General features: G+C 42.8%; 18 protein-coding genes. 15 read left to right on the forward strand and 3 right to left on the reverse strand.

What is annotated here, in order from left to right:
- Positions 1-9: 9 nt before the first annotated feature.
- Positions 10-897, forward strand: a complete 888-nt coding sequence (locus LC508_RS19755; protein ID WP_033143181.1) for an AAA family ATPase — start codon at positions 10-12, stop codon at positions 895-897.
- Positions 898-924: 27 nt separating this feature from the next.
- Complete coding sequence (locus tag LC508_RS19760; RefSeq protein ID WP_052099668.1) at positions 925-2,679, forward strand: cobaltochelatase CobT-related protein; 1,755 nt, start codon at positions 925-927, stop codon at positions 2,677-2,679.
- Between the two features lie 136 nt (positions 2,680-2,815).
- Here LC508_RS19760 and LC508_RS19765 read toward each other — a convergent pair whose 3' ends face one another.
- Positions 2,816-3,364 carry a hypothetical protein gene (locus LC508_RS19765; RefSeq protein ID WP_225305233.1) on the reverse strand — a complete coding sequence of 183 codons (549 nt, stop codon included), beginning with the start codon at positions 3,362-3,364 and terminating at the stop codon, positions 2,816-2,818.
- 26 nt (positions 3,365-3,390) lie between these two features.
- The gene (locus tag LC508_RS19770; protein WP_103733326.1) at positions 3,391-3,747 is read right to left on the reverse strand and encodes an MGMT family protein; all 357 of its coding nucleotides are present in this window, start codon (positions 3,745-3,747) and stop codon (positions 3,391-3,393) included.
- A 259-nt stretch (positions 3,748-4,006) separates the two neighbouring features.
- Between LC508_RS19770 and LC508_RS19775 the strand changes: the two genes are divergently transcribed.
- The 4 genes from LC508_RS19775 to LC508_RS19790 are packed head-to-tail and all read left to right on the forward strand — an operon-like array spanning position 4,007 to position 8,909.
- The gene (locus LC508_RS19775; RefSeq protein ID WP_033143184.1) at positions 4,007-4,969 is read left to right on the forward strand and encodes an ABC transporter ATP-binding protein; all 963 of its coding nucleotides are present in this window, start codon (positions 4,007-4,009) and stop codon (positions 4,967-4,969) included.
- Entirely contained in the window at positions 4,953-5,816 is an 864-nt protein-coding gene (locus tag LC508_RS19780) for an ABC transporter permease subunit (protein WP_033143185.1), read from the forward strand. The genes LC508_RS19775 and LC508_RS19780 overlap by 17 nt, the downstream gene beginning before the upstream one ends.
- Before the next feature lie 33 nt (positions 5,817-5,849).
- Positions 5,850-7,349 carry a GldG family protein gene (locus tag LC508_RS19785; protein ID WP_225305234.1) on the forward strand — a complete coding sequence of 500 codons (1,500 nt, stop codon included), beginning with the start codon at positions 5,850-5,852 and terminating at the stop codon, positions 7,347-7,349.
- Positions 7,350-8,909 (forward strand): DUF4340 domain-containing protein, encoded by a 1,560-nt coding sequence (locus LC508_RS19790; protein ID WP_118594144.1) that lies wholly within the window; start codon positions 7,350-7,352, stop codon positions 8,907-8,909.
- A gap of 114 nt (positions 8,910-9,023) precedes the next feature.
- On the opposite strand, the gene LC508_RS19795 is transcribed toward LC508_RS19790, so the two are convergent.
- A complete protein-coding gene (locus tag LC508_RS19795; RefSeq protein WP_054352636.1) occupies positions 9,024-9,980 on the reverse strand; it encodes an alpha/beta fold hydrolase in 957 nt (318 codons plus the stop codon).
- A 1,036-nt stretch (positions 9,981-11,016) separates the two neighbouring features.
- On the opposite strand from LC508_RS19795, the gene LC508_RS19800 reads away from it, so the two are divergent.
- From LC508_RS19800 to LC508_RS19840, 9 genes are all read left to right on the forward strand, one after another.
- On the forward strand, positions 11,017-11,793 hold the full coding sequence (locus tag LC508_RS19800) for a ParA family protein (RefSeq protein ID WP_033143188.1): 777 nt from the start codon (positions 11,017-11,019) through the stop codon (positions 11,791-11,793).
- Positions 11,784-12,707: a ParB/RepB/Spo0J family partition protein gene (locus LC508_RS19805; RefSeq protein ID WP_033143189.1), complete on the forward strand. Its 924-nt coding sequence runs from the start codon at positions 11,784-11,786 to the stop codon at positions 12,705-12,707. Before LC508_RS19800 ends, LC508_RS19805 begins: the two co-directional genes overlap by 10 nt.
- A gap of 23 nt (positions 12,708-12,730) precedes the next feature.
- On the forward strand, positions 12,731-13,258 hold the full coding sequence (locus LC508_RS19810; RefSeq protein WP_033143190.1) for a DUF4446 family protein: 528 nt from the start codon (positions 12,731-12,733) through the stop codon (positions 13,256-13,258).
- A gap of 94 nt (positions 13,259-13,352) precedes the next feature.
- A complete protein-coding gene (gene serS, locus LC508_RS19815; protein ID WP_033143191.1) occupies positions 13,353-14,630 on the forward strand; it encodes a serine--tRNA ligase in 1,278 nt (425 codons plus the stop codon).
- Between the two features lie 50 nt (positions 14,631-14,680).
- The gene (locus tag LC508_RS19820; protein WP_033143192.1) at positions 14,681-15,556 is read left to right on the forward strand and encodes a DUF3881 family protein; all 876 of its coding nucleotides are present in this window, start codon (positions 14,681-14,683) and stop codon (positions 15,554-15,556) included.
- Between the two features lie 219 nt (positions 15,557-15,775).
- Positions 15,776-20,401, forward strand: a complete 4,626-nt coding sequence (locus tag LC508_RS19825) for an EAL domain-containing protein (RefSeq protein ID WP_033143193.1) — start codon at positions 15,776-15,778, stop codon at positions 20,399-20,401.
- A gap of 79 nt (positions 20,402-20,480) precedes the next feature.
- Positions 20,481-22,250 carry a sensor histidine kinase gene (locus LC508_RS19830; protein ID WP_033143194.1) on the forward strand — a complete coding sequence of 590 codons (1,770 nt, stop codon included), beginning with the start codon at positions 20,481-20,483 and terminating at the stop codon, positions 22,248-22,250.
- Positions 22,222-22,941: a response regulator transcription factor gene (locus LC508_RS19835; RefSeq protein WP_158587360.1), complete on the forward strand. Its 720-nt coding sequence runs from the start codon at positions 22,222-22,224 to the stop codon at positions 22,939-22,941. The genes LC508_RS19830 and LC508_RS19835 overlap by 29 nt, the downstream gene beginning before the upstream one ends.
- A 103-nt stretch (positions 22,942-23,044) precedes the next feature.
- A complete protein-coding gene (locus LC508_RS19840; RefSeq protein ID WP_033143195.1) occupies positions 23,045-24,367 on the forward strand; it encodes an ABC transporter substrate-binding protein in 1,323 nt (440 codons plus the stop codon).
- Positions 24,368-24,410 lie beyond the last annotated feature (43 nt).

The raw sequence follows: 24,410 nt of genomic DNA on the forward strand, positions 1-24,410 counted from the left end.
GTGAGCAGAATGGAATTGAAAGAAAGCCTGAAAAAGAGAGTAGAACTGTTTAAGAAAGAAAATCCTGTTGCTGACAAGGTAAAGGACAGGATCACTGCACCTTCCATGCCGTTTTTCGGGGAGGAAATTTTAGAGAAAGCAGTGACAGCCATTCTGGAGGGGGAGAATATCCTTCTCTGCGGAGACAAGGCCACGGGAAAGAATGTACTTGCCGAGAATCTGGCATGGATTTTCGGAAGGCCGCTTTACAATGTATCTTTCCATGTGAATACGGACAGCAGCACTTTGATCGGCACAGATACCTTTGTGGGCAATGAGGTAAAGCTTCGGAAAGGGCCTATTTACCAGTGCGCCAGATACGGGGGATTCGGAATCCTGGATGAGATCAATATGGCAAAGAATGATGCAGTGTCCGTCCTTCATGCAACGCTTGACTACAGGCGGGTCATTGATGTACCGGGATATGACAAGATAGATCTGGACCCGGCTACGCGGTTTATTGCTACCATGAATTATGGGTATGCGGGGACTAAGGAGTTAAATGAGGCCCTGGTCTCCAGGTTCATGGTGATCAATATGCCGTCCATGACGGAAGACAGGCTCATGGGAATCTTAAAGAGCGCGTTTCCTGATGTGAAGGACGGGGCACTTGAACAGTTCTCAGGACTTTTCCTGGATCTGCAGCTCAAGGCAAAAAACGGAGAGATTTCAACCAAAGCGGTGGATATGCGTGGACTGATTGGGGCATTGAAGCTGATAAAAGGCGGTTTAAACCCGGTTGATGCCATTGATATGGGAATCACGGATAAATGTTTCGACGCGTTTGAGAGAGAGCTGATTGCTGATATCGTCATGACCCGGATACCTGAGGAGTGGACCAGCAGCGATGTATTTTAAACAGACGCATATGGGGAGATGTATTGTATGGAAAACGAAGATAGATGGGAAGCAGAGGCAAACCGTCTGGATATCCAGAACAGGATCAGGAATCTCATGTGGACGGTCAGCCAGGATTATGAACTGGACATTGAGGTGGATCCGGAGGCCTGGCAGAAGTCAAAATACATTGCCTTTTATGATGCTGTCCGGCATGGAGGATTTGCCAGGTATTTCAGCGTTGAAGAGTATGAGTCTTACATAACGAAAAAGGTCTATGCCGGATGGGAACCGTCTGTGCTCCTTGCACTGGGAAGATTGTGTATTGACTGCGCTGTGTATAAAAAGCTGGAAAAGGAGCGGCGCGGCGTGGCGTCCATACGGCGCAGAGCCATGCGGGATACGCTGGAAAAGGACAGCATGAGGCTTACGCATACGGATTGGGGTAATATAGAAGCATGCTATCTGCGGTATATGCTGGATAAAACGGAGGCGGATGAGAGAAACCAGAGACTGATAGAGCTTATCTGTACGCTGGAAGACGCAGAGGATACTTCACAGATTGTAAATTGTCTCGGTGCTGTATATGAGGGGGCATATGCCAAGGGATTTACGAAGAAGTTCAAGGGCCTCAGCGAGGAACTCAGGGATTCTGAGGAGAACAGTAAAGAGTATACGGATAAAGAGAATCTGGAGGAGGAATCCGAGGAGAGTGAGGATGAGCATAAGGTAAATCTTTTTACCGATGAACTGATGGAGGAGGAAGATCTGCTGAACCGGCACAAGGCAAATGTGATCGTGCTGGACGAGGAATCTTCCGCCCGCCTGGATGAGTATGTAGAGCTTAATTATGGAAGGAGCTATCTGTCTGTCCAGGAACAGAAGCATCAGAACAGCCAGGTCTGCAGGGGCAGCCATGAGGGCTGTCGTCTGCATTTTACAGACGGGCTGCTGCACGGGGATCTGGAGGAGAGCGCCAAGGCTGAGTATGTAAAAAAGGTCAGAGATGATAATCTCAGGGTGCTGAATCTGAACCAGATGGTGACCAGACAGAATGTGCAGATGCTGGCAAATACACTGAAGCGGGCACTTCTTACCAGAAATGAGAGGGAAGTGGTGTCCAGTGAGTATGGGAGTATCTGTGCAAGAAAGTTGTGGAATCTGGGGAGGACAGACAACAGAAGGCTGTTTGAGCGCGAAATTATACGGGATAACACGGATTTCGCTGTGGAGATATTGATTGATGCAAGCGGCTCCCAACAGGGCAGACAGGCCCTTGTAGCGCTTCAGGGATATATTATCAGTGAGGCCCTGAGCATTGTGAGGATTCCGCAGAGGGTTATGGGATTCTGTACTTTTGGAGATTTTACTATTATGCAGAGATTCCGGGATTATGAGGATGACAGGGCCGCAAATGAGAGGATCTTTGAATTCTACGGTTCTGCCAATAACCGTGACGGGCTGGCTGTGAGAGCGGCGGCGGAAAGCCTGGAGAAACGGAAGGAAGAGAATAAGATTCTGATCGTACTCAGCGACGGAAGGCCAAATGATGTGATCGCAGGAAGCCTGAGGGGGAGTAAGAAGGAGGCTTATTGTACGGAATTTGCGGTGAAGGATACGGCTACAGAAGTGCGGAAGCTTAGGAATAAGAGGATTGCAGTGCTTGGAGTGTTTGCGGGGGAGGAGGAGGACCTGCAGGCAGAGAAGAAGATATTCGGGAGAGATTTTGCTTATATCCGGGATATTGGGAATTTTGCTAATGTTGTGGGACGGTATTTGAAGAGACAGCTTCTGGATGTTTAAAAGCGGCTGGCGGGGAATAGGGTTTGTTTCGTGCCCTGTCCTCCTGCCGAGCCTTCTTAAATCCGCGGAGGGGGATGTGGCAGCGGGAGGATAGAGCGCGGAGCGGAATGCGGCAGCAGGAGGCCGGTATTAGTGGTCAGAGAGTTGGTAAGGGGTGTTTTTTCAGGAAAGCCTGGGTGTTGGTAATGCCTTCCGTGAGGACGGACTGGTAGACATCCATGCTGGTGTATTTGTCATAGCGATAGAGACCTTGGGAGAGAAGGTCTTTTTTTATTGTTGTGATGGCTGTTTTCAGGGATGGAGTCTGGCGGCAGAGCGTGGTTATGTTGTCGCAGTAAGCTTCGGCTTTGGTAATGGTTTCCCGGTCAAAAAACCAAAGATCAAAGTTCCAGAGTTCATCCATGAATAGGGCGTGAAAGCCGTGGAACCAGACCGTTTTGCCCTCATCGTTGATTTCCTCGCGGGCTTCGTACCAGGTGGGGCGGAAGGTTGTCAGGATATAGAGTGTAAGTGAATGAAGTTTTTCAAGGGTCATGGAATCGTTTCGGATGTCAATGTCCAAATCGTTGTAAACCATCATATCCATACGGTAGCTGCCGATGGGGTGAGGTTCACCGTATTTTTTCAGTTCTTGGCAGAGCCCGGTTTCGTGGAGGAGTTTATCTGCTTTTTCTTTTATTGTCATAATTTTTCCTTTCATTTTTTCAGAATTCAAATGTTGTGGGCGGTGAAGTAGGCACGGAAGCGCATGGCGTCGTCCAGGGTGTGATGCCAGCCGTATTTTTTCAGATCAATGGTGTGCTCCGGTGTTACGGGGACGCCTTCTTTTTTCAGGAGGGATTCCTGAGTGTGGGGAAATGTAAAGGAGGCGGAACCTGAAAGATATCCTCTGTGGTTAACAACGCGGTGCGCAGGGATATCCGGGGAACTCAGTCTTTTGTTCAGGGCGTAGCCAACCTGGCGGGAATGGGTGGGCATGCCGCATAACAGGGCAATTTGGCCGTAGGTGGCAGCCCTGCCGCAGGGAATCTGCCTGCATACATATTCTACTCTTTTGTAAAAATCCATCTTGGTTCCTCTTCTGCAGTAAGTGTTTGTTTTCTTGAGCATACGATAATTTTTTTGAAAAGTCAATGCAGGCAGATGTGTGACAGATCTGTCGAATGATTGAGAAATTGTGCGAATGTTTGAAATTTAGAGTTTTGGATGAAAAAGGTCTGGTAATATTTCACAGAAAAATCACAGTCTTACCTAATTTTTATCACAATTAAAAAATAAAATTAGAAAGGTCAGATTATGGAAGCACAAGATTAAAGGAGGGAACATTTTGATTGAAGTAAGGAATCTTGTAAAAAAGTACGGAAATCATGTGGCAGTGGACCATCTGAACTTTACTGTGGAAAAAGGTAAAATTTACGGGTTTCTGGGACCAAATGGCGCCGGAAAGTCCACTACTATGAACATGATCACAGGATATATTGCGTCCACAGAGGGAGATATTCTGATTGACGGACATAATATCCTGGAGGAGCCTGAGAAGGCTAAAAAATGTATCGGCTATCTGCCCGAGCTGCCGCCTTTGTATCAGGATATGACAGTGATGGAATATTTGAAATTTGTGGCAGAGCTGAAATCCATTCCAAAGGCAGAAATAGAAAAGAACATATCCGAAGTTATGTCAACTACTAAACTGGAAGAAATGAAATACAGGCTGATCAAAAACCTGTCCAAAGGGTACAAGCAGAGAGTTGGCCTGGCACAGGCACTTTTGGGATATCCCGAAATTATCATTCTGGATGAACCCACAGTGGGGCTTGACCCAAAACAGATCATTGAGATTAGGGATTTGATCAAGAGTTTAGGTGAAAAACATACAGTTATCCTCAGTTCACATATCCTATCAGAGGTTAGTGCTGTATGTGATCATGTGCTCATTATTGATCGTGGCAGACTGGTTGCCAGCGATTCACCTGAAAATCTGAGTAAGGTTATGACAGGTGCAAATTCCCTTGAACTTACAGTAAAAGGACCGGAAGAGGAGATCAGAAAAGCGCTTGATATGGTGGACAATATAGAAGAACTTATCTATCATGAGTCCATGGTAAAAGACGCCTGTGATTTTACGGTCAAGATAGCCGGGGACCAGGACGTAAGGGAGAATATATTCTTTGCCCTGGCGGAAGCGAAATATCCTATCTTAAAGATGCAGTCAACGAATATGACATTAGAAGAAGTGTTCTTAAAGCTGACAGATAGCGGGGAGGAAAAAGAAGATGCTGGCGATATATAAGAAAGAAGTGAAGAGTTACCTTACATCCATGGTAGGTTATGTGTTTATGGCATTTATATTACTAATATTAGGTATTTATTTTACTGCATATAACCTGAACTATGCAACACCGGATTTCGGAGCAACTTTGAGTTCGGTTACATTTATATTTTTGATCATAACACCGGTACTGACAATGAGGATACTGGCAGAGGAGAAGAAAAATAAGACAGACCAGTTACTCTTTACTTCACCGGTGGCAGTTTGGAAAATTGTGCTGGGAAAATATCTGGGGATGGTCACGATCTATGTGATCCCTGTTATCATTGCTGCCTGCTATCCCCTTATTATGGGGAAATACGGTACGGTATCTTATCCTATGGCCTATACGGCTGTGATCGGCTTTTTCTTCCTGGGATGCGCCAACATAGCAGTGGGATTATTTTTATCCTCTGTCACAGAGAGTCAGGTTATTGCAGCTGTCCTTACATTCGGCGTTCTTTTCTGCAGTTATGTGATGAACGGAATTGAGTCCTTCTTCTCCCAGACAGCAGTGAGCTCTATGCTGGCTTTTGTGGTGATTGGGATTATAATTGCGTTCATTGTTTATCAGATGACAAGAGATGCGATCCTTACAGGCGTTGTGGGAGTTATATTGGTGGGAGTTACTGTGGTTCTGTATTTTGTAAAGTCTTCTCTTTTTGAAGGCGCCATACAAAAAGTATTGGATTTACTGGCGATCGCAAATCATTTTGATAACTTTGTTGGCGGTATACTGGATGTGACAGGAATCGTATATATGCTTTCCGTAATATGCATTTTTGTATTTCTGACAATTCAATCCATACAAAAACGGCGTTGGAGCTGATTTTGGAGGTCGAAGAAAGGAGAAAATGCAGACATGAAAGAAATAAAAAGTAATATTAATAAGAAAAAAATTAATATTAAAGATATTATTAGTAATAATAAAGAAAACAGACGAAAAAACAGGAAAAATCTGAAGCATGGAACATATAGTATGGGAGTAGTCGCGGTATTCGTGGCAATTCTGGTAGTAGTAAATCTGCTTATCCAGGAGCTTCCGTCAAAATACAGAGAAATAGACTTAAGTACACAAAAGATGTACAGTATCGGAGATCAGACAAAAAAACTGCTGAAGAATCTGGATAAAGATGTTACCTTATATTTTATAGCACAGAAAGGTTCTGAAAGCAGTGATATAGAAAAACTGCTGGAACGGTATGAGGAAAGCAGTGACCATGTAAAGGTAGAGCAGAAAGATCCTGCTGTTAATCCAAAGTTTACCTCACAGTATACAACAGAAGGAGTAAACAACAATAGTGTTATTGTAGTTTCCGGTGATAAAAGTAAAGTGGTTGATTATAACTCCATGTATGAGACCTCTGTGAATTACCAGACATATGCAAGCGAAGTGACCGGGTTTGACGGAGAGGGACAGCTTACTAGTGCGATCAACTATGTGACATCAGATAATATGCCTGTAATGTATACACTGGAAGGTCACGATGAGTCTTCTATGAGCGATTCACTGAAAGATATGATACAGAAGGCAAATATTGATATCCAATCTCTAAATCTTCTTACAATGGACGCTGTTCCGGAAGATGCGGACTGTTTGTTTATTTTTGCACCATCAAAGGATATTTCGGAGGATGAGGCAAAGAAGATTATTACTTACCTGGAAGACGGAGGAAAAGCACTGATTGTATCCAATTATACAGGGGAAGACATGCCTAATTTTGCCTCTGTTTTGGAAAATTACGGCGTGAAAACCGTTGACGGCATTATTCTTGAAGCAGATACAAACCATTATATTTCTCAGAACCCGTCATACCTGCTTCCTAATATAGAAAGCAATGATATTACCTCAAATCTCTCCTCCCAAAGCCGTTATATCCTTATGCCTTTGGCTCAGGGAATTGAGACAACAGATAATTATAGGGATACTTTGACAATTCAGAATATACTAACCACATCCGACAGTTCTTATTCCAAAGTAAATGTGGAAAATATGCAGACAATGGAGAAAGAAAGTGGAGACATTGACGGTCCATTCCATGTAGGTGTGGCAATCAGTGAAGATCTGGAGGATGATAAACAGACGCAGATTGTATATTATTCATCTGAGACACTGTTTAATGACAATATGAATACAATGGTATCCGGTGCAAACTTTGAATTGATTTCCGCATCTGTCAACTGGATGTGCTCAAACGAAGATGGCAGTACAATATCAATATCCAGTAAAAGTCTGGATACGTCGACCTTGACAATACCAGCAGCAGACGCCAGCTTCTGGAGTATATTTGTTATGGCTGTAGTACCGGCATTTTTGGTGATTTTAGGTGGTGGAATCTGGATGAAGAGGAGAAAACAGTAAATGAAGAAAAAAAATACAGCACTTATTGCAGGCATTATCATATTAGCTTTGCTGCTGGTATTTTATCTTGTTCTTCATAACAGCAGCAAAGAGGACAGTCAGGATACTGAGAAAACATCAGAAACGGCATTCGAGACAACTGTAGAAGATATCAGTGAAGCGGTATTCAAATCAGGTGAAAATGAATATAAATTTACAAAAAGTGATGACATATGGAAATACAACGGAGAAGAAAACTTTCCGCTGGATCAATCAGCATTTGAAGAAATTATCAGTAAATTTGAAAAAATAGCTGCTGACAGAGTGTTAGAAAAACCGGATAATATTTCGGAATATGGTTTGGATAATCCAACTGTTACTGTAAGTTTAAAAGATAAAGATGGAAAGGAACAGACGCTGCAATTTGGAGATACAAATTCAGTTACAAGCAGCAGCTATATGACGCTGAACAAAGATAATGAAAAAGTTTATATGGTTTCCTCCACAATTGTCACTTCGCTGCAGTTTGATATCAATGATCTGGCAGAAAAAGAAACATTTCCAAGTATTACAGACATAACAGGCGTCATAATGGAAAGAAATGGACAGACATTTTCAGTTTTCAAAGACAGCAGTTCCAGTACAGGCTGGACTGTAACGGGATGGGATGGTACAAAGAAAGATGCGGGCAGTTCACAGGTATCTGAATTTACTAACCCCATAACAAGTTTATCCTGGAGCAGTTTTATCAGTCAAAATACAGAAGATTTGAGTCAGTATGGACTTGATAACCCGACAATAATTACGATAAATTATCAGGTTACTGAAACAAAATCTACTGATAAAACGAAAGATGACAGTGCAGATACTGCGGATGGCAGCAATACTACAGACAATAAAAGTAAGGATGCTGAAGCTGAGAGTGATACCACAGAAGATACAGAGGAAAAAGTGACTGTCGATAAACAGGAAGTTTTATTAATAGGTAATAAAACAGAAGATAACAGTTATTATGCTAAGCTTCAGAGTCAGTCAGGGGTTTATACTTTAAGCAGTTCTACTGTTGACAATCTCCTGAATGCAGAAGTAAATCAATTCCTCAGTACTTATGTATCAGATTATATTTTTGCCGATCTGGATAAAGTCACTATTGAAAAAGATGGAAATACCTATGAATTTACTAAGAAAACTGAGGAAAAACAGGTAGAGAGTGACAGTGATAAAGAAAATACAGAGGATACAGATACAGAAGAAGAGGAAACAACAACGGTTACTACCTATTATATGAATGGCAAAGAAATAGAACTGTCTGATTTCTCTGAGTTTTACAGTCTTATAAGCGGTATGGAATGCCAGGAACGGTTAGACACGGTTCCTGATATGGAAAATCCACCTGAAATGACAGTACATTTCTACAAGGAAAATGGTGTGGATGTGACTACTGAGTATTATGCGTATGATTCCAGCTTTTATCTGGTAAAAGACAGCAAAGGAAATGCATCATTAGTAAACAAAATGAAAGTAAAAGAACTGACAGAGGCTTTTAATGCCTTTTTAGAAAAACAGAATAAGGAATCATAAAAACAAAAGTATACTTTACAATTGAGTTTATCACATATGAGTAAATAACCTAAAAAGAGTCCTGCAGCCGGAAATGCTGCAGAACTCTTTTTGTAAATGTTTCACGTGAAACATTTAATCAAGAAATATATTTAACTGTTCCATTAATTTATCGGGTGTCTCCATTTGCGGTAAGTGTTTGGCTCCTTTCAAACTAATTGCCTCAACAGCAGGATTACATTCTGTATACTGAGATATAATATCTTTGCTGTCCCTCTCTGCCTCACCTTCAATAATAAAAATACTCTGATCAATTGCCTTTAAAGCATGATTAATATTATTGTTTGTATACCGTCCTATTATGCTGGAAAGCAGATACCTTGAACTGCTCATCCCCTTATGGGCCGCTTCATAATAAGTATCCAGCCATTCTGCAGTCATATTAAAAGGATTATACAAATACTGCTCCGTAAACAGCAGTTGAATATTACTCTGACATGTAATCATATTATAAACCAAAGTTCCAAAAACAGGTATTTCCAAAAGGAACTTATACAGTTTACTCTTTTTATCAGGTATCTTATTCAAAGCATTAAGCGCTGGCGGATTGATCATGACGATCTTACCAAACAAATCTGTTTCATTATGGCAGGCCATCAAAGCAAAGGAGCCTGAATAACCGCTGGTGATAACATCCGTTCTCTCATGAATCACATTTTTAATAAAATCTGAAATAATCTGCACATATAAGTAGTTTGTATATGTGATTCTCTGCTTATCGGACCGTCCGCACCCCAGCAGATCAATGGTATAAACCGTATGGTTTTCAGCCAGCTTATCCACAATCTTATTCCACTCATAAGCTGAGCTATAAACCGTCAAATCATGCACCAACAAAACCGGCGTCCCAGTCCCAATCTTCTTATAATATATCTTCCCAAATCGCCAATTATAATAATTGTTAGCTGTGGACTTCAACATTTCCTTCAACACAGCAGTCCCAAATATAAGCCGATTAATCACATAAATAATACCCGTTGCAATGGAAAAAAGTATACTTGCCGTAATTATTTTATGCCTGGATTTCTTCATAAAACCGTCCACCTCCTGAAAAAGAATATACTAATATTATAAGACATTAAAGTGAATTATACAAGTTAAAATAATTTACAGTCCATAATCAAATAGATAGTCATACGACATAAAGATATATCTTATATTCACATATAGTGCACGTATTGCAGCATATAATAAACATTGTTATTATTAAAGCATACAAAAGGTATTTTAACTTTATTATCACAATCTGCATGATCTACTTTGCAGCATATCTTTCCCCAATTTGTTTAATACAGCCCACTCCACAAATCTTATCTGACAAAAATCTCCTACAAACCATAGTAGATAACTTATCGAAAGCAATTTTTAAACACAATTTCCTAACACATTCTATTTTATGAACGCGATTATTGCACAGACTGTCATATAAAGACTATGCGACATAAAACCTTGTATATTGTTTTAGATTAATTATTTAAAGTTAAATAATATATCTGATTTTTAAAAGAAACAAAAGCAATAGAAACAATAAATTAATAAATCCATAAAATCAGTTGCTGATTTTATGGATTTAATATAGTACAAAACCTTCATTATACATAGTTTAACAAAGCCACACTAAACAAGCCACAAATGCTTCTATAAATGTTTCACGTGAAACATTACAAGTATAATATCGATACAGAGAAAACCAGGATGGGAAGCAGGGGGAGGGCAGGTGTATGGGGAAAACGATGTCTAGTGGAGCGTTCGGGAGATCCACCTGCCCCAGACACTTAATGAGGAGGCCGTTGTCGACGAATTTAGTGACTGGGAGCAGGTTAGCTTCCGGACAAGCGAAACGCTTCGTTTTCCCCATACACCTGCCCTCCCCCTGCTTCCCATCCGTCCGCCTTCTACTCTATTTCCCCATATACAATATAACCAATAAAATACCAATAAAAAAATGTTTCACGTGAAACATTCTTATGGAAATACTCCACAATTAATGCTATAATAAACACGTATATCATAATCCAAAAAACACATCAAAAAACTTTTCCACACAGATGAAAAGAGGAGAGTATAATTGGGAAGAATTATAGCTATAGCAAACCAAAAAGGCGGCGTAGGCAAATCAACCACAGCCATTAATCTTTCCGCCTGCCTGGCAGAAATGAGCCAAAAAGTCCTCATTATAGATATCGACCCCCAGGGAAACACCACAAGCGGCGTAGGCGTAGAAAAAGAAAACTTAGACGCCACACTGTATGAACTGCTTCTCGGAGACTGCGATTTATCTGACTGCCTGATTGAAAACGTATTTGAAAACCTATCCATTATCCCGTCTAACGTCAACCTGGCCGGAGCCGAGATCGAACTGGTAGGAGTAGAAGACAGAGAATTTTTATTAAAGAATCATATTGACACCATAAAAGACAAATATGATTTCATCATTATGGATTGCCCTCCATCACTAAATATTTTGACAATCAATGCAATGACAACAGCAGATTCCGTTCTTGTACCCATTCAATGTGAATACTACGCATTGGAAGGACTGACACAGCTCATTCATACCATAGAATTAGTACAGGAACGTTTAAATCCTTCACTTGTTATTGAAGGTGTAGTGTTTACCATGTATGACGCCAGGACAAACCTTTCCCTGCAGGTTGTAGAGAACGTAAAGAGCAATCTGAATCAATCCATCTACAAAACTATTATACCGAGAAATGTCCGTCTTGCAGAGGCGCCCAGTTATGGTCTGCCCATTACACTATATGATAAAAAATCTGTGGGAGCAGAGAGTTACAAACTCCTGGCAGAGGAAGTATTACATAAGGGGGATGAAGAATGGCAGTAAGAAAAGGTGGTCTTGGAAAAGGACTGGATTCCATGATTCCGGATACCAGTGCTAAGGTAAAAAAGAAAATCCCTGGCCCAACACCTGCTGAGAATACAAAAGAAGTTGACATAAAAAATGAAAAATCCGTACAGATGATTAAAATGTCAATGATAGAACCAAACAGGGAGCAGCCCAGAAAACAGTTTGGGGAGGACGCACTGCTGGAACTTGCAGAGTCCATTAAACAGTTTGGCATACTGCAGCCGCTTCTGGTTCAGAAAAAGGGTGATTATTACGAAATCATCGCAGGTGAGCGGAGGTGGAGAGCCTCCAAACTGGCAGGTATCAAAGAAATTCCGGTTATCATAAAAGAATTCTCTGATCAGGAAGCAGTAGAAATTTCACTTATTGAGAATATTCAGAGAGAGGATCTGAACCCTATTGAGGAGGCTGTGGCATATAAACGGCTTATGGAAGAATTTCATTTGAAACAGGATGCCATTGCTGAGAGAGTGTCTAAAAGTCGTACTGCCGTAACTAATTCCATGCGTCTTTTAAAGCTGGATGACCGTGTACAGCAGATGCTTATTGATGAGATGATCACAACAGGTCATGCCAGGGCGCTTCTGGCAATAGAAGACTCTGAAATTCAGGTTATGGCAGCAACAAAGGTATTCGATGAAAAATTAAGTGTGAGGGAAACAGAAAAACTGGTAAAAGAGATCCTGAATCCCGCACCTGAGAAACAGGAAAAGCCGGTGGATGAAGCACAGAATCTGGTCTATCAGCAGTTGGAGGAAAAAATTAAACAGATTATTGGCTCTAAGGTGGCAATACACCGAAAGAACAATGATAAGGGGAAAATAGAAATTGAATATTACTCCAAGGATGAGCTGGAACGTATTATAGAACTACTGGAAACGATTAGATAAAATAAGGGAGTTGTGAACAACAGATGAGTAGTTTATTAGAAAGTCTTCAGTCTCACTCCGGAATATTGATGGTTTTACTGCTGGTCGTAGTGGTCATACTGCTGATCTGCGTATTTAACCTTTCATTGGGACTGAACCGGCTAAACAGGAAGTATACGCTGTTCATGAAGGGAAAAGATGGACAATCTCTTGAACGGCTTTTTAAAAGAAAATTCGATTTGATAGAAAAACTGGTGCGCTCCACAGATGACAATGGAGAAGAAATTGAGAAAATATGGAAAGTCATGGATAAATCCCTGAACAAATACGGTATTGTAAAATATGACGCCTTTGAAGACATGGGAGGCAAACTGAGTTTTGTGCTGGCCATGCTTGACAAAAATAATACCGGCTTTCTGCTCAATGCTATACACAGCAGAGAAAATTGCTTTCTCTATATTAAAGAGATCGTAAATGGGGAATCCTATGTAGTATTGAGTGAAGAAGAAGTGGAAGCTCTGAGACAGGCTGTGAATTTCGGTATTTTACAGGAGACAGAGTTAGATGACTGACCGTGGTCTGATAATTTGGCAGATTGAATTGTTGCCACAAATTATGTAAATAATCTTATGTAAACAAACTTGTGAAAACAAAAGGAGAACAGAGATGTTAGACATTAAATTTTTAAGAGAAAACCCGGAAATTGTAAAGCAGAATATTAAAAATAAATTTCAGGACAGCAAATTGCCGCTTGTAGATGAAGTGATCGAGCTGGACAAGAGAAACCGTGACATCAAGAAGGAAGTTGAGGCATTAAGGGCTGAAAGAAACAAAATCTCCAAGATGATAGGAGGGCTTATGAAGGAAGGCAGGAAAGAGGAGGCAGAGGAGGTAAAGAAAAAAGTTACAGCCAATGCTGAGACGGTAGAACGCCTGTCTGCAGAGGAAAGAGAAGTAGAGGAAAAGATCAGAACGATCATGATGACAATACCAAACATCATTGATCCGTCAGTGCCCATCGGAAAGGACGACACGGAGAATGTAGAGGTCCAGAAGTATGGCGAACCGGTGGTTCCTGAGTTTGAGATTCCCTATCACGCAGAAATTATGGAAAGCTTCAATGGACTTGATCTGGACAGCGCCAGAAAGGTAGCCGGAAACGGATTCTATTATCTTATGGGTGATATTGCAAGACTTCACTCTGCTGTTATTTCCTACGCAAGGGATTTTATGATAAACAGAGGATTTACCTACTGTGTACCTCCTTTCATGATCCGCAGCGATGTGGTGACAGGCGTTATGAGCTTTGCTGAGATGGATGCCATGATGTACAAGATCGAGGGTGAAGACCTGTATCTCATCGGAACCAGCGAGCATTCCATGATCGGTAAATTCATTGACACGATCATCCCCGAGGAGGAGCTGCCCAAGACTCTTACAAGCTATTCCCCGTGCTTCAGGAAAGAAAAGGGAGCACACGGGCTGGAAGAGCGCGGTGTATACCGTATCCATCAGTTTGAGAAGCAGGAAATGATCGTTGTCTGCAAACCGGAGGAAAGTAAAGAGTGGTTTGACAAATTGTGGCAGAACACCGTAGATTTATTCCGCTCCCTGGATATTCCGGTGCGTACACTGGAATGCTGCTCCGGAGACCTGGCGGATTTGAAGGTGAAATCCGTGGATGTGGAAGCGTGGTCACCGAGACAGAAAAAATATTTTGAGGTGGGAAGCTGTTCAAACCTGGGTGATGCACAGGCCAGAAGATTAAAAATCCGTATAAATGGGAAAGATGGCAAGTATCTGGCGCATACCTTGAACAATACAGTTGTTGCCCCGCCGAGAATGCTGATCGCATTTCTGGAAAATAACCTGCAGGCAGATGGCTCTGTAAGGATTCCGGAGGCTTTAAGACCTTATATGGGCGGTATGACAGAAATAAAGTAAATATTATGTAAACAAAGTTATGTAAACCTTAACCAGACGGAGGTACGTATTTGCACAGTTATTTGAAATCCATTGGTTTTTCCGGTATAAACGGAAAAAAAGAGGTGGACCGGATTCTTAAAGATGTAATCTTACATTATGATGAGAAGACAGTGATTGAAGACAGAAAAAATCATATGTTCGCGGAAATCTCTAAAACCTTTGGCTGTGATTTTGGAATAACGGTATGCGGAGAATATGATGAGAATAATGAGTTCCAGATGGAATATTATTTTCCGTATTTCCGCGGTACCGGGATTACTACCCAGGAGGACGTGGTAATCGAAAAGCATGCAGGAAAGGAATCTTACGCAGGCGCCTGTGATGACGTGAGAATTGGAGTGACCATTATATTTTATCTGCAGAATGCAGGGGAATATCTAACAGAGAGAAGCCATGGAAATTATTCCAGAGGCTCCTATGCCATAACCCTTGCGGCCCTGGCTAAGGAGGGAAAGATTCTTCTTCCTGTCACAAAGGATGAGAAACAGGAAAAAGAAGAGAAGGAAAATACCATCAACCGCAACCGTATGATCGCGGCTGCACGTAATGGCGATGAGGATGCCATGGAGAATCTGACCATGGAGGATATTGATATCTATTCCATGATCTCCGGCAGAATACCCAATGAAGATGTGTACTCTATTGTAGATACATATTTTATGCCGTACGGAATGGAATGTGACCTGTATAATGTCATGGGAGAAATACTTGACTGCTCCAGAGTCAGAAATGTCATGACAAACGAGGAAGTCTACGAACTCAGAATCTCATGCAATGACCTGGAAATTGATGTGTGTATCAACACAAATGATCTGATGGGAGAGCCTGAGGTGGGACGGCGCTTTAAAGGCGTTATCTGGCTTCAGGGGAGTATTCACTTCTGATTATATTTTTGCATATGTCGTGTTTTGTTGAGATACAGGGCAGAAAAGGGAATAAAGATTTAAGAAAAAGGTATCGGACGCTGTATTCCGGTATCTTTTTTTGTCTGTTAGATTTATTTTGGTTGAATTGCATAAAGGAGAGGCAAAAACATTGACGTTTATGTGAATTCAGCACTATAATGGATATATTGATGGTATTGTATGTGTGTTGGAGGGGCTATGGAAAAGCTATCGGTTAATAATAAAAGCAAAATATATATTATAGACAGTGATTACAGGATCGTCAGCTGCAATGATGCGCTGAAGGAGACTTTTCCCGAATTGGAGTGCGGGCAGATCTGTTATCAGATTCTGTGTAATGAGGATAAGCCCTGCGGGGAGTGTCCTCTTGCCCGGAAGGACGGGGATAATGCCATTTTCTATAATAAAAAGGTTAAGAAATGGGTGGAGGTTAATTCCGGAGCCATTGACTGGCCCGGCTCCGGTATCTGCAGCATGGTTCTGGCAAAGGAGATACATGAGGGCAATAAAAGCCTGTTTTTTAATCTTACCAACCTCACCGCATATGATGAATTGTACGAGCTGAATATTACACAAAATACATACAAAAAACTGTACCAAATGCAGGAAAAATATCCCCCTGTCCCCTCATCTGGCAGTCTTACACAGATGCTTCAGGATACAGGAGAGCGCCTGATCCATCCGGATGACAGGGAAGAATATTTCAGGTTCTGGAACCTGGATGATATTCTGACAAGGATGGCAAAGGATACAGCGGAAAATGCCGTGAGAAGCCAGTGCAGAAAAAAGATGCAGAATGGTGATTTCTGCTGGATTCTTCAGCTTGTTGTGCCGCTTAGGCATAGCGGGGACGGAGATCAGATCCTTATGTGCTTTATCCAGGATATCAATACCCAGAAGACAAAGCAGATGAAACAGGAGCACCAAAATCAACTGCAGGACAACGCTTATGACAGTCTGACCGGGCTTTACAGGAAGAATATCTTTTTCTCAAAAGCCGATGAATTTCTGAAGGCAGGCGGGGATCAGAGATACTGTCTGATGGCTGTTGATATAGAACACTTTAAGATTTTCAATGAATGGTATGGACAGGAGGCCGGTGACAGATTTCTTAAAATAGCAGGAGGATTTTTTAAAAGGACCCAGGAAAGCAACAAGGGAATCGCCGGTTATATGGGAGATGATGATTTTGTTATCATACTGCCTGATGACAGGGAAACGATTAAAAGTATACAGGATGAGATCTTGAACTACGTAAAGCAGTACGGAGGAAATGCCGGATTCCTTCCTGTATTCGGTATGTATGAGATAACAGATAAAAGCCTGCCTGTAAGCACCATGTATGACCGGGCATCCATTGCGCTGGCATCCGTAAAGGGAAATTATGCAAAACGTGTTTCCTGGTATGATGCGGCAATGATGCAGAAAATTGAGGAAAACCACTTACTTTTATCAGAAGTGCAGAGAGCACTGACAAACGGCGAGTTTGTATTTTATGGGCAGCCAAAATGTAATATGATGACAGGGAGGATCATAGGCCTGGAATCACTTGTCAGGTGGATTCATCCCGAGCGGGGCCTGGTTCCCCCGGATGAATTTATTCCGGTGCTGGAGAACAGCGGATTTATCGCAAAACTGGATATGTATGTCTGGGATATGGTATGCAGCAGCGTGAGAGGGTGGCTGGACAGGGGATACCGGGTGGTTCCCATATCTGTCAATGTGTCCAGAGTAGATATTTATACGGTTGATGTGGCGGAGTGTTTCTGCGGGCTGATAAAGAAGTACAGGCTGGACCCATCGCTGATAGAGATAGAGATTACGGAGAGTGCTTACGCGGAAAATTATAATATTATCAGAGCGGCTGTGGAGAACCTGCGGAAGTCAGGGTTTACGGTTCTCATGGATGACTTCGGAAGCGGATACTCCTCCCTCAATATGTTAAAGGATGTCAATGTGGACATTCTTAAAATAGACATGAAGTTCCTGGATATGAATGAGGAGAGCGCAGACAGAGGAATGGGTATACTGGAAGCCATAACGAGTATGGCACGGCTGATGGGAATCCGCGTGATCGCAGAAGGGGTTGAGACAAAGGAACAGGTGGATTTTCTCCTGGATATGGGATGTATCTATGCACAGGGGTATTATTTTTACAAACCAATGCCGGTAGAAGCCTTTGAAAAGCTTCTTGCAGATGAAAACAAAGTGGATTTCAGGGGAATCAAGGCCAGGGAGATTGAGAGGTTCCGTATAAAGGATATGTTCAGAGATAATGTGTTCAGTGAGACCATGATGAACAATATCCTGGGCGGAATAGCATTTTATGATGTTTACCGGAACGATGTAGAGCTTATACGCGTCAATGAACAATATTACAGGATCATGGAGACAGACCCTGTAGAGCTTGAGGAAAATAAAGTAAGGATCATCCAATACGTCTATGAGGATGACAGGCGGGAAATGCTGAGCATTTTCCAGAAAGCTTATGAAAAGTCAATAACAGGAGCGGAAGGCGAAGTCAGGCGTCTGAAAGGGAACGGTAAGACAATCTGGATGCATATTCATGTGTTTTTCCTGAAGGAACAGGATGGGCACAGATTTTATTACGGATCTGTCAGTGATGTCACCATGCAGAAGGAGAGGGAGGCCATGCTGGAATCTTCCCAGAGAGCACTTGCCGCTGTTCTCAATGTATCGGAAAACGATGCATCCTTTATGAAGCTGACAGAGGAGAACAGAAAGACAGCCGCCACTATATTTGCCCAGATGTCCCCGGGCGGCATGATCGGGGGATACTGCGAGGAGGGATTTCCTCTTTATTTTGCCAATTATGAGATGATCCGTCTGATGGGTTATGAAAGTTATGAGGAACTTAACGCGGCCATTAAAGGACAGGTGATCAATACCATTCATCCGGATGACAGGGAGCGGGTGGGCCATGATATTGGCGCGTATTATCCGGGTGCGGAGTACACTACAACATACCGTATGCCGAAAAAGGATGGTTCCTGGTTCTGGACCCTGGATAAGGGGAAAATAATCAGGGCGGAAGATGGAAGAATGGCTATTGTCAGTGCGTGTACGGATATCTCTGAGACCATGATGGTACAGCAGCAGCTTGCGGAGCGCAACGCCATGCTGCTGAGCCAGAACCAGGAGCTCAAGTTTCTGAATTATGACATGCCCGGCGGATATCACAGATGCGCGGACACACCGGAGTATGATTTCCTCTATATCAGTGACAAATTCCTGGAAATGCTGGGCTATACAAGGGCTGAGATACAGGAGCTGTTTCAGAACAAATTTATGCGGATGGTGCACCCGGATGACCGGCGCCTGGCTGAGGAAGGCGCTGAGTTACTGAGGCGTAATACCGTATCACATAATCTGGAATACAGGATCTTGGGAAAGCATGGGTATATATGGGTCATTGACCAGAGTAAATATATGAATTTTCACGGAACGTCATTTTTCCAGGGAGTTGTTGTGGATGTGACGGAGACCATGGAACTGAAAAATAAGATGCGGATGTTCATGGAGAATTTCTCAGATAATGTTGTACTTGTACATTATAAGAATGGGATATTCAGGTATGAGATACTGGGAGACGGACTTTTCCGGGAACTGGGATATACAAAGGAAGAGTATGAAAAACCATGGAAAACAGGACAGGAGCTGCAGTCTGTCAGGAGAGAACTGGAGGATGCCATCAAGTCAGGAAGGAACTACCAGGATACCATTGAGATCAAAATGCCGGATAACCTGAAGATATGGCTCAGTATGGACGGCAGGTTTATCAGCGGGGATGAGGAGGGCAGCGTCTATCTCTGCATTTACAGGGATGTGACCTCCATTAAGAAAAAGGAACATGAGCTGTGGCTGGTGAGAAAGGAAATTGAGAGTATCCTCCGTCTGGCGGATATCAACGGATGGGAGTGGGATTTCAGAAGAAATATGCTCACTCTGTCTGATATCCAGCATCTGAAGTCAGGGAAAAAGAAGGATACCTCCCGGCTGATAGGAAATTTTCCGCTTTGTTTTCTGGAAAAAGAACGGATGCCTGAAGCGTACAGGGAATCCTTCATAGACATATTAAAGAAATTATACAAAAATTATTTTGGGGCCGGTGTGGAATGTACATTTCCGCTGATAAAGGCAGATGGAAAGGCTGTATGGGTCAAGGCGGCAGGGGAGACTATCTGTGATAAGAACGGTATTCCCGTAAAAGCAGTGGGATATTATCTGGATGTCACAGAGCAGAAAAACCAGGAACTGCGTCTCACTAAAATTGCCGAGGCGGATGCCCTGACAGGATTGTTTAACCGTCAGACAGCAATACCCAGAATCAAAAGTTATCTGGCGGATATGGAGGGCGGGGAGGAAACCGCTGCGATCATCATGTTTGACCTGGATAACTTTAAACTGGCTAATGACGTATTCGGCCATGCATACGGCGATGAGATGATCTGCAAAAATGCCGGGAAGCTGAAAGGATTTTTCAGAAGCGATGACATACTCTGCCGGATCGGCGGAGATGAATTTCTTATATTCTGCAGGCGGATCAGGGACACGGATGTGCATGCAAAGCTTGAAAAAGTGATGGAGAGTATGGTCACTGTCCGCAGCGACGGGAAGCATGAGATCGTCTTCTCCGTATCCGCCGGCTATGTCATGATACCTGAACAGGGCATGGAGTTTGACGTGCTTTACAGGAAGGCTGATGTTGCGCTTTTCAATGCTAAGATGAACGGAAAGGGTTCCTTCAGAAAGTATGAAAGTGATATGAAGGAAATCAGATATGAACTGGCAAAGGATAAGTAGCTTTTGGTGAATGACAGGTATCGTGATGGTACCTGTCATTTTGGGCTGTGGAAGAGGATAGAGGGGATTGGAGGATTTTATGGGAAGAGGAAAGGGAAAGATCCTTGGGAAGGCGAGGATTTCTGTAAAACTGGCGTTTCTGTACATGTCGCTGCTTCTGGTATCCTGGAGTATTATTTTATTGATCTTTTACCGGGTCAGTGACAAAAATGCCACAGAGTCAGCGCAGGCACTCTCAGCCCAGACGCTGAACACGGTCAGTAAAAATATATCAACGCTGATAGACAATACGGCTTACTATTCCAGGATCATTTTGTCCAGCAGTGATATCACAGAGGCATTGGAGCTGAAGGATGGGAAGATGCAGAAGGAGAGTCTGCATCAGTTTACATCGCTTGTGGATACGGAGACCCATATTAACGGTATTTATATGTGGGATATGGAAAGTCATGGATGCAGTATAGATAAGAATCATGTCAGAACTCTCCGCACGGAAGATATCAGGGAGACAAACTGGTATGAGGAGGTCAGAGAACTGGCAGGTTCTTACTGTTTAAAGCTAAATGCTGACCGTGTTCTGACTCAAAGCAGCGCTGAGACTACGGTGTCTCTCATCCGGGTGATCAACAACCCCACGGATTACCATCCTGTTGGAATATTGATGATAAATATGGACCTGAATGCATTTGCAGACAGTTACGGGGGATTGGACAGCAAGAGTATACCGGTAATATATGTTCTGGATGATACAGGTAAGATCGTCACTTCCCAGTCGGATATGTCCCTGCCCAGTGTAAAGGAAGCATTGAAAAGTAAGAAAAACAATGACAGTCTTCTTCTTGCGCAGCAGGATATCGAAGGCAATAACTGGAAGGTACTGGCAGGTGTAAGGATTGAAAACGGATTGAAGCAGTCAGGGATCGGCGGGATCATTTTTGCCATGGCAATGATATTTTTGGCCCTGTTCTGCGGGATCGGATATTTTATCATGAAACGGTATGTGGCTGACCCGCTGGAACAGATGGCAGGTTCTATGAACCGCATGAGCGGAAGAAAGTTTGAGAAGATTAGGATGTGGGGAAACAGGTATAACACATTCGGGGAAATGGAGATTCTGGAGACTACATATAACAAGATGGTGGATGAGATAGATGCTTTGATCGAGAGAGTATATGAAGAGGAAAAAATAAAGAGAAGGGCAGAACTGAACGCGCTGCAGGAACAGATGAAGCCGCATTTTCTATATAATACAATTGACGCGATGGGATATCTTGCACTGAGCGGAAAGAATGAGGAGGTATATGATGCTCTGGAGGCTTTCGGCAGCTATTACAGGATACTGCTGAGCAAGGGAAGGGAAATGATCTCGGTCAGGGAAGAGGCAGAGATGGTGAAAGATTATCTGGAACTGCAGAAATTACGGTATGGTGATTCCCTGCACTATGTTCTCAATGTGGACCCGGAGATACAGGGGACTTTTATCTTAAAAATGGTGCTGCAGCCTCTTGTGGAGAATTCAGTAAATCATGGAATCCGTCCAAAAGAAACACCAGGTGTGGTGTATGTGGAGGGGACAGCGGAGGATGGATATCTGAAGTTCACCATAGAGGACGACGGTGTGGGAATGGATGAGGATAAGATCAAAGAGCTGAACAGAGAGAATATAAGCAGCAATGAGAAGAGTTTCGGGCTTCGGGGAACCATAGAGAGAATGAGAATATTCTATGAGTCAGATATAGATTATACAATTCAGAGCACAAAAGGAAAAGGGACAACTATTGTACTGAGGGTGCCTGTCTGTTATGAAGGAGATGAAGGTCATGATGAAAGTATTGCTTGTGGAGGATGAAGTGGGGACCAGAAACCTTCTCAGAATTATTGTGAACTGGGAAGAGTTTCATATGAAGATCATAGGGGAAGCCCAGAACGGCAGGGAGGCACTGTTCCGTATACAGGAGGAAATACCGGATTTGGTGGTTACGGATATTAAAATGCCCATTATGGACGGTATTGCGCTGGCGGAAGAGATCATGAAGAAATATCCGCAGGTTAAGGTGATCATTGTTACTGCCTATGATGATTTTAAGTACGCGCAGAAAGCACTCCGGGCCGGAGCTGTGGATTTTATCTTAAAGCCCTTAAAGCGGCAGGAGGTAAAGGAAGCCCTTGCAAGAGTGGGCAGGCAGATCGAGACAGTGGAGGAAGGGACAAAGGAGGTTATGGAACAGATAAGGGATTATCTGGAGGAGAATTATGCCCAGAGCAGTCTTTCCCTTTCCACAACGGCTGAGAGATTTTACCTGAACCCCAGTTATTTAAGCCGTACATTCAGAAAGAAGACAGGCATCCCATTCGTGGAATATCTCAATAAAGTGAGGATTGAACACGCATGTGATTATCTGAAATCAGGAAACTGGAAGGTGTATGAGATTGCAGAGAAAGTCGGCATTCCGAATCCTGACTACTTTGGCCGTTGCTTTCGGAAATATGTGGGGATGTCGGTTAATGATTATAAAAAAAGTAAAATATGTGCGGAATAGGGTAAAAATACTGGGTTCAGAGTGGCGGGGATTTTTTCTATACTGTAACCGTAGCAAGTGATAAGGCATGAAAAGCTATAGTATGTATCAGGAGGAAAAGAGAATGAGAAGGAAAATAGCAATGCTTTTATGCGCAAGTATGGCAATCGGCCTGCTGGCAGGCTGCGGCGGCAGTTCAGAGGAGAGTAAGGCCTCAGAGAGTAAAGAGGAAAAAGGCGCGGACACATCGGATAAGGATTCAGGGGAAAAGGTAAAGCTTACATTCTGGAAATCACCGCATTCGGACCGTGAGGATGACATATGGGCCGGTATGATCGAGGACTTCAACAAGGAAAATCCGGATATTGAAGTGGAATTTCTCAATGTTGCATGGGATTCTGTTGTGGAGAAGGAGACAGCGGCTTTCTCTGCAGGCAGCGGTCCGGACATCAGTTTCCAGACAGAGCAGTTCCCGCTGTATGCCAAGAATGGATATCTTCTGTCACTTGATGACTATGCGGACGAGAAAAAGTTATCAGGTTATCCGGAGTCGGCTTTGGAATACTGTTCTCATGACGGGAAACTTATGGGAATACCATTTGTTGCACTGAATTCGGTTATGTTCTACAACAAGGATATGTTTGAGGAAGCAGGAGTTACAAAGGTGCCGGAAACATGGGAAGAACTGAGAGAAGCAGCGAAAAAGCTTACCCAGGATAAAGATGGTGACGGCGAGACTGACCAATGGGGCATGATGTATGAGATGGATGACTACTGGCAGCCACTGTCCTACATTATCCAGGCCGGAGCTGATATGTGGAATAAAAACCTTACCAATATTGGATTTAATAATGAACAGGGTGTAGAGGGACTGACTTTCTTTGACCAGTTGTATCATGAGGATCAGGTAGTTCTTCCACTGGAAAAATATACGAATAAGGATGAGGAGCGGTCATATTTCTATAACGGACAGGTTGCCATGTTCCCACAGCAGATTCATTATACAAATATTATTAAAGAGGCTTCAGATATTAATCTGGGAGCATTTGCCCTTCCGGCAGGACCGGCCAGTGACGAGGAACATGCCAAATGGAATTTTGCCAACATTGGTATGCTGTCCATCTCCAGCCAGACAAAATATCCCGATGAAGCGTGGAAATTCGTTGAGTATATCACCAGACCGGAAGTTGAAAAGATATATCTGTCAGAAGTGGGATTTTTCTCCCCGCAGCTGGCTACCAATGACATGATGTATGAGGGAGACGAAATAATGGCTGTTGCCGCGGAAGGAATCAAGAAGCTCCAGGTCAGCCCTGCTTCTGATTACGCCAATGCAATGCTTCAGAATCTGAAGATCATGTATGAAAATGTTGCAAGAGGTGAGAAATCACCGGCGGATTCCATCCAGGCTATGTATGATTCTATGAAAGCAATCAGCGGAGAATAAGTTTTGGGACTGAGAGGGGCTTTTACAGGCCCCTTTGCTGTTT

The sequence above is a fragment of the Blautia parvula genome, from assembly GCF_020215665.1.
In the GTDB taxonomy this organism is placed as follows: domain Bacteria; phylum Bacillota; class Clostridia; order Lachnospirales; family Lachnospiraceae; genus Blautia; species Blautia celeris.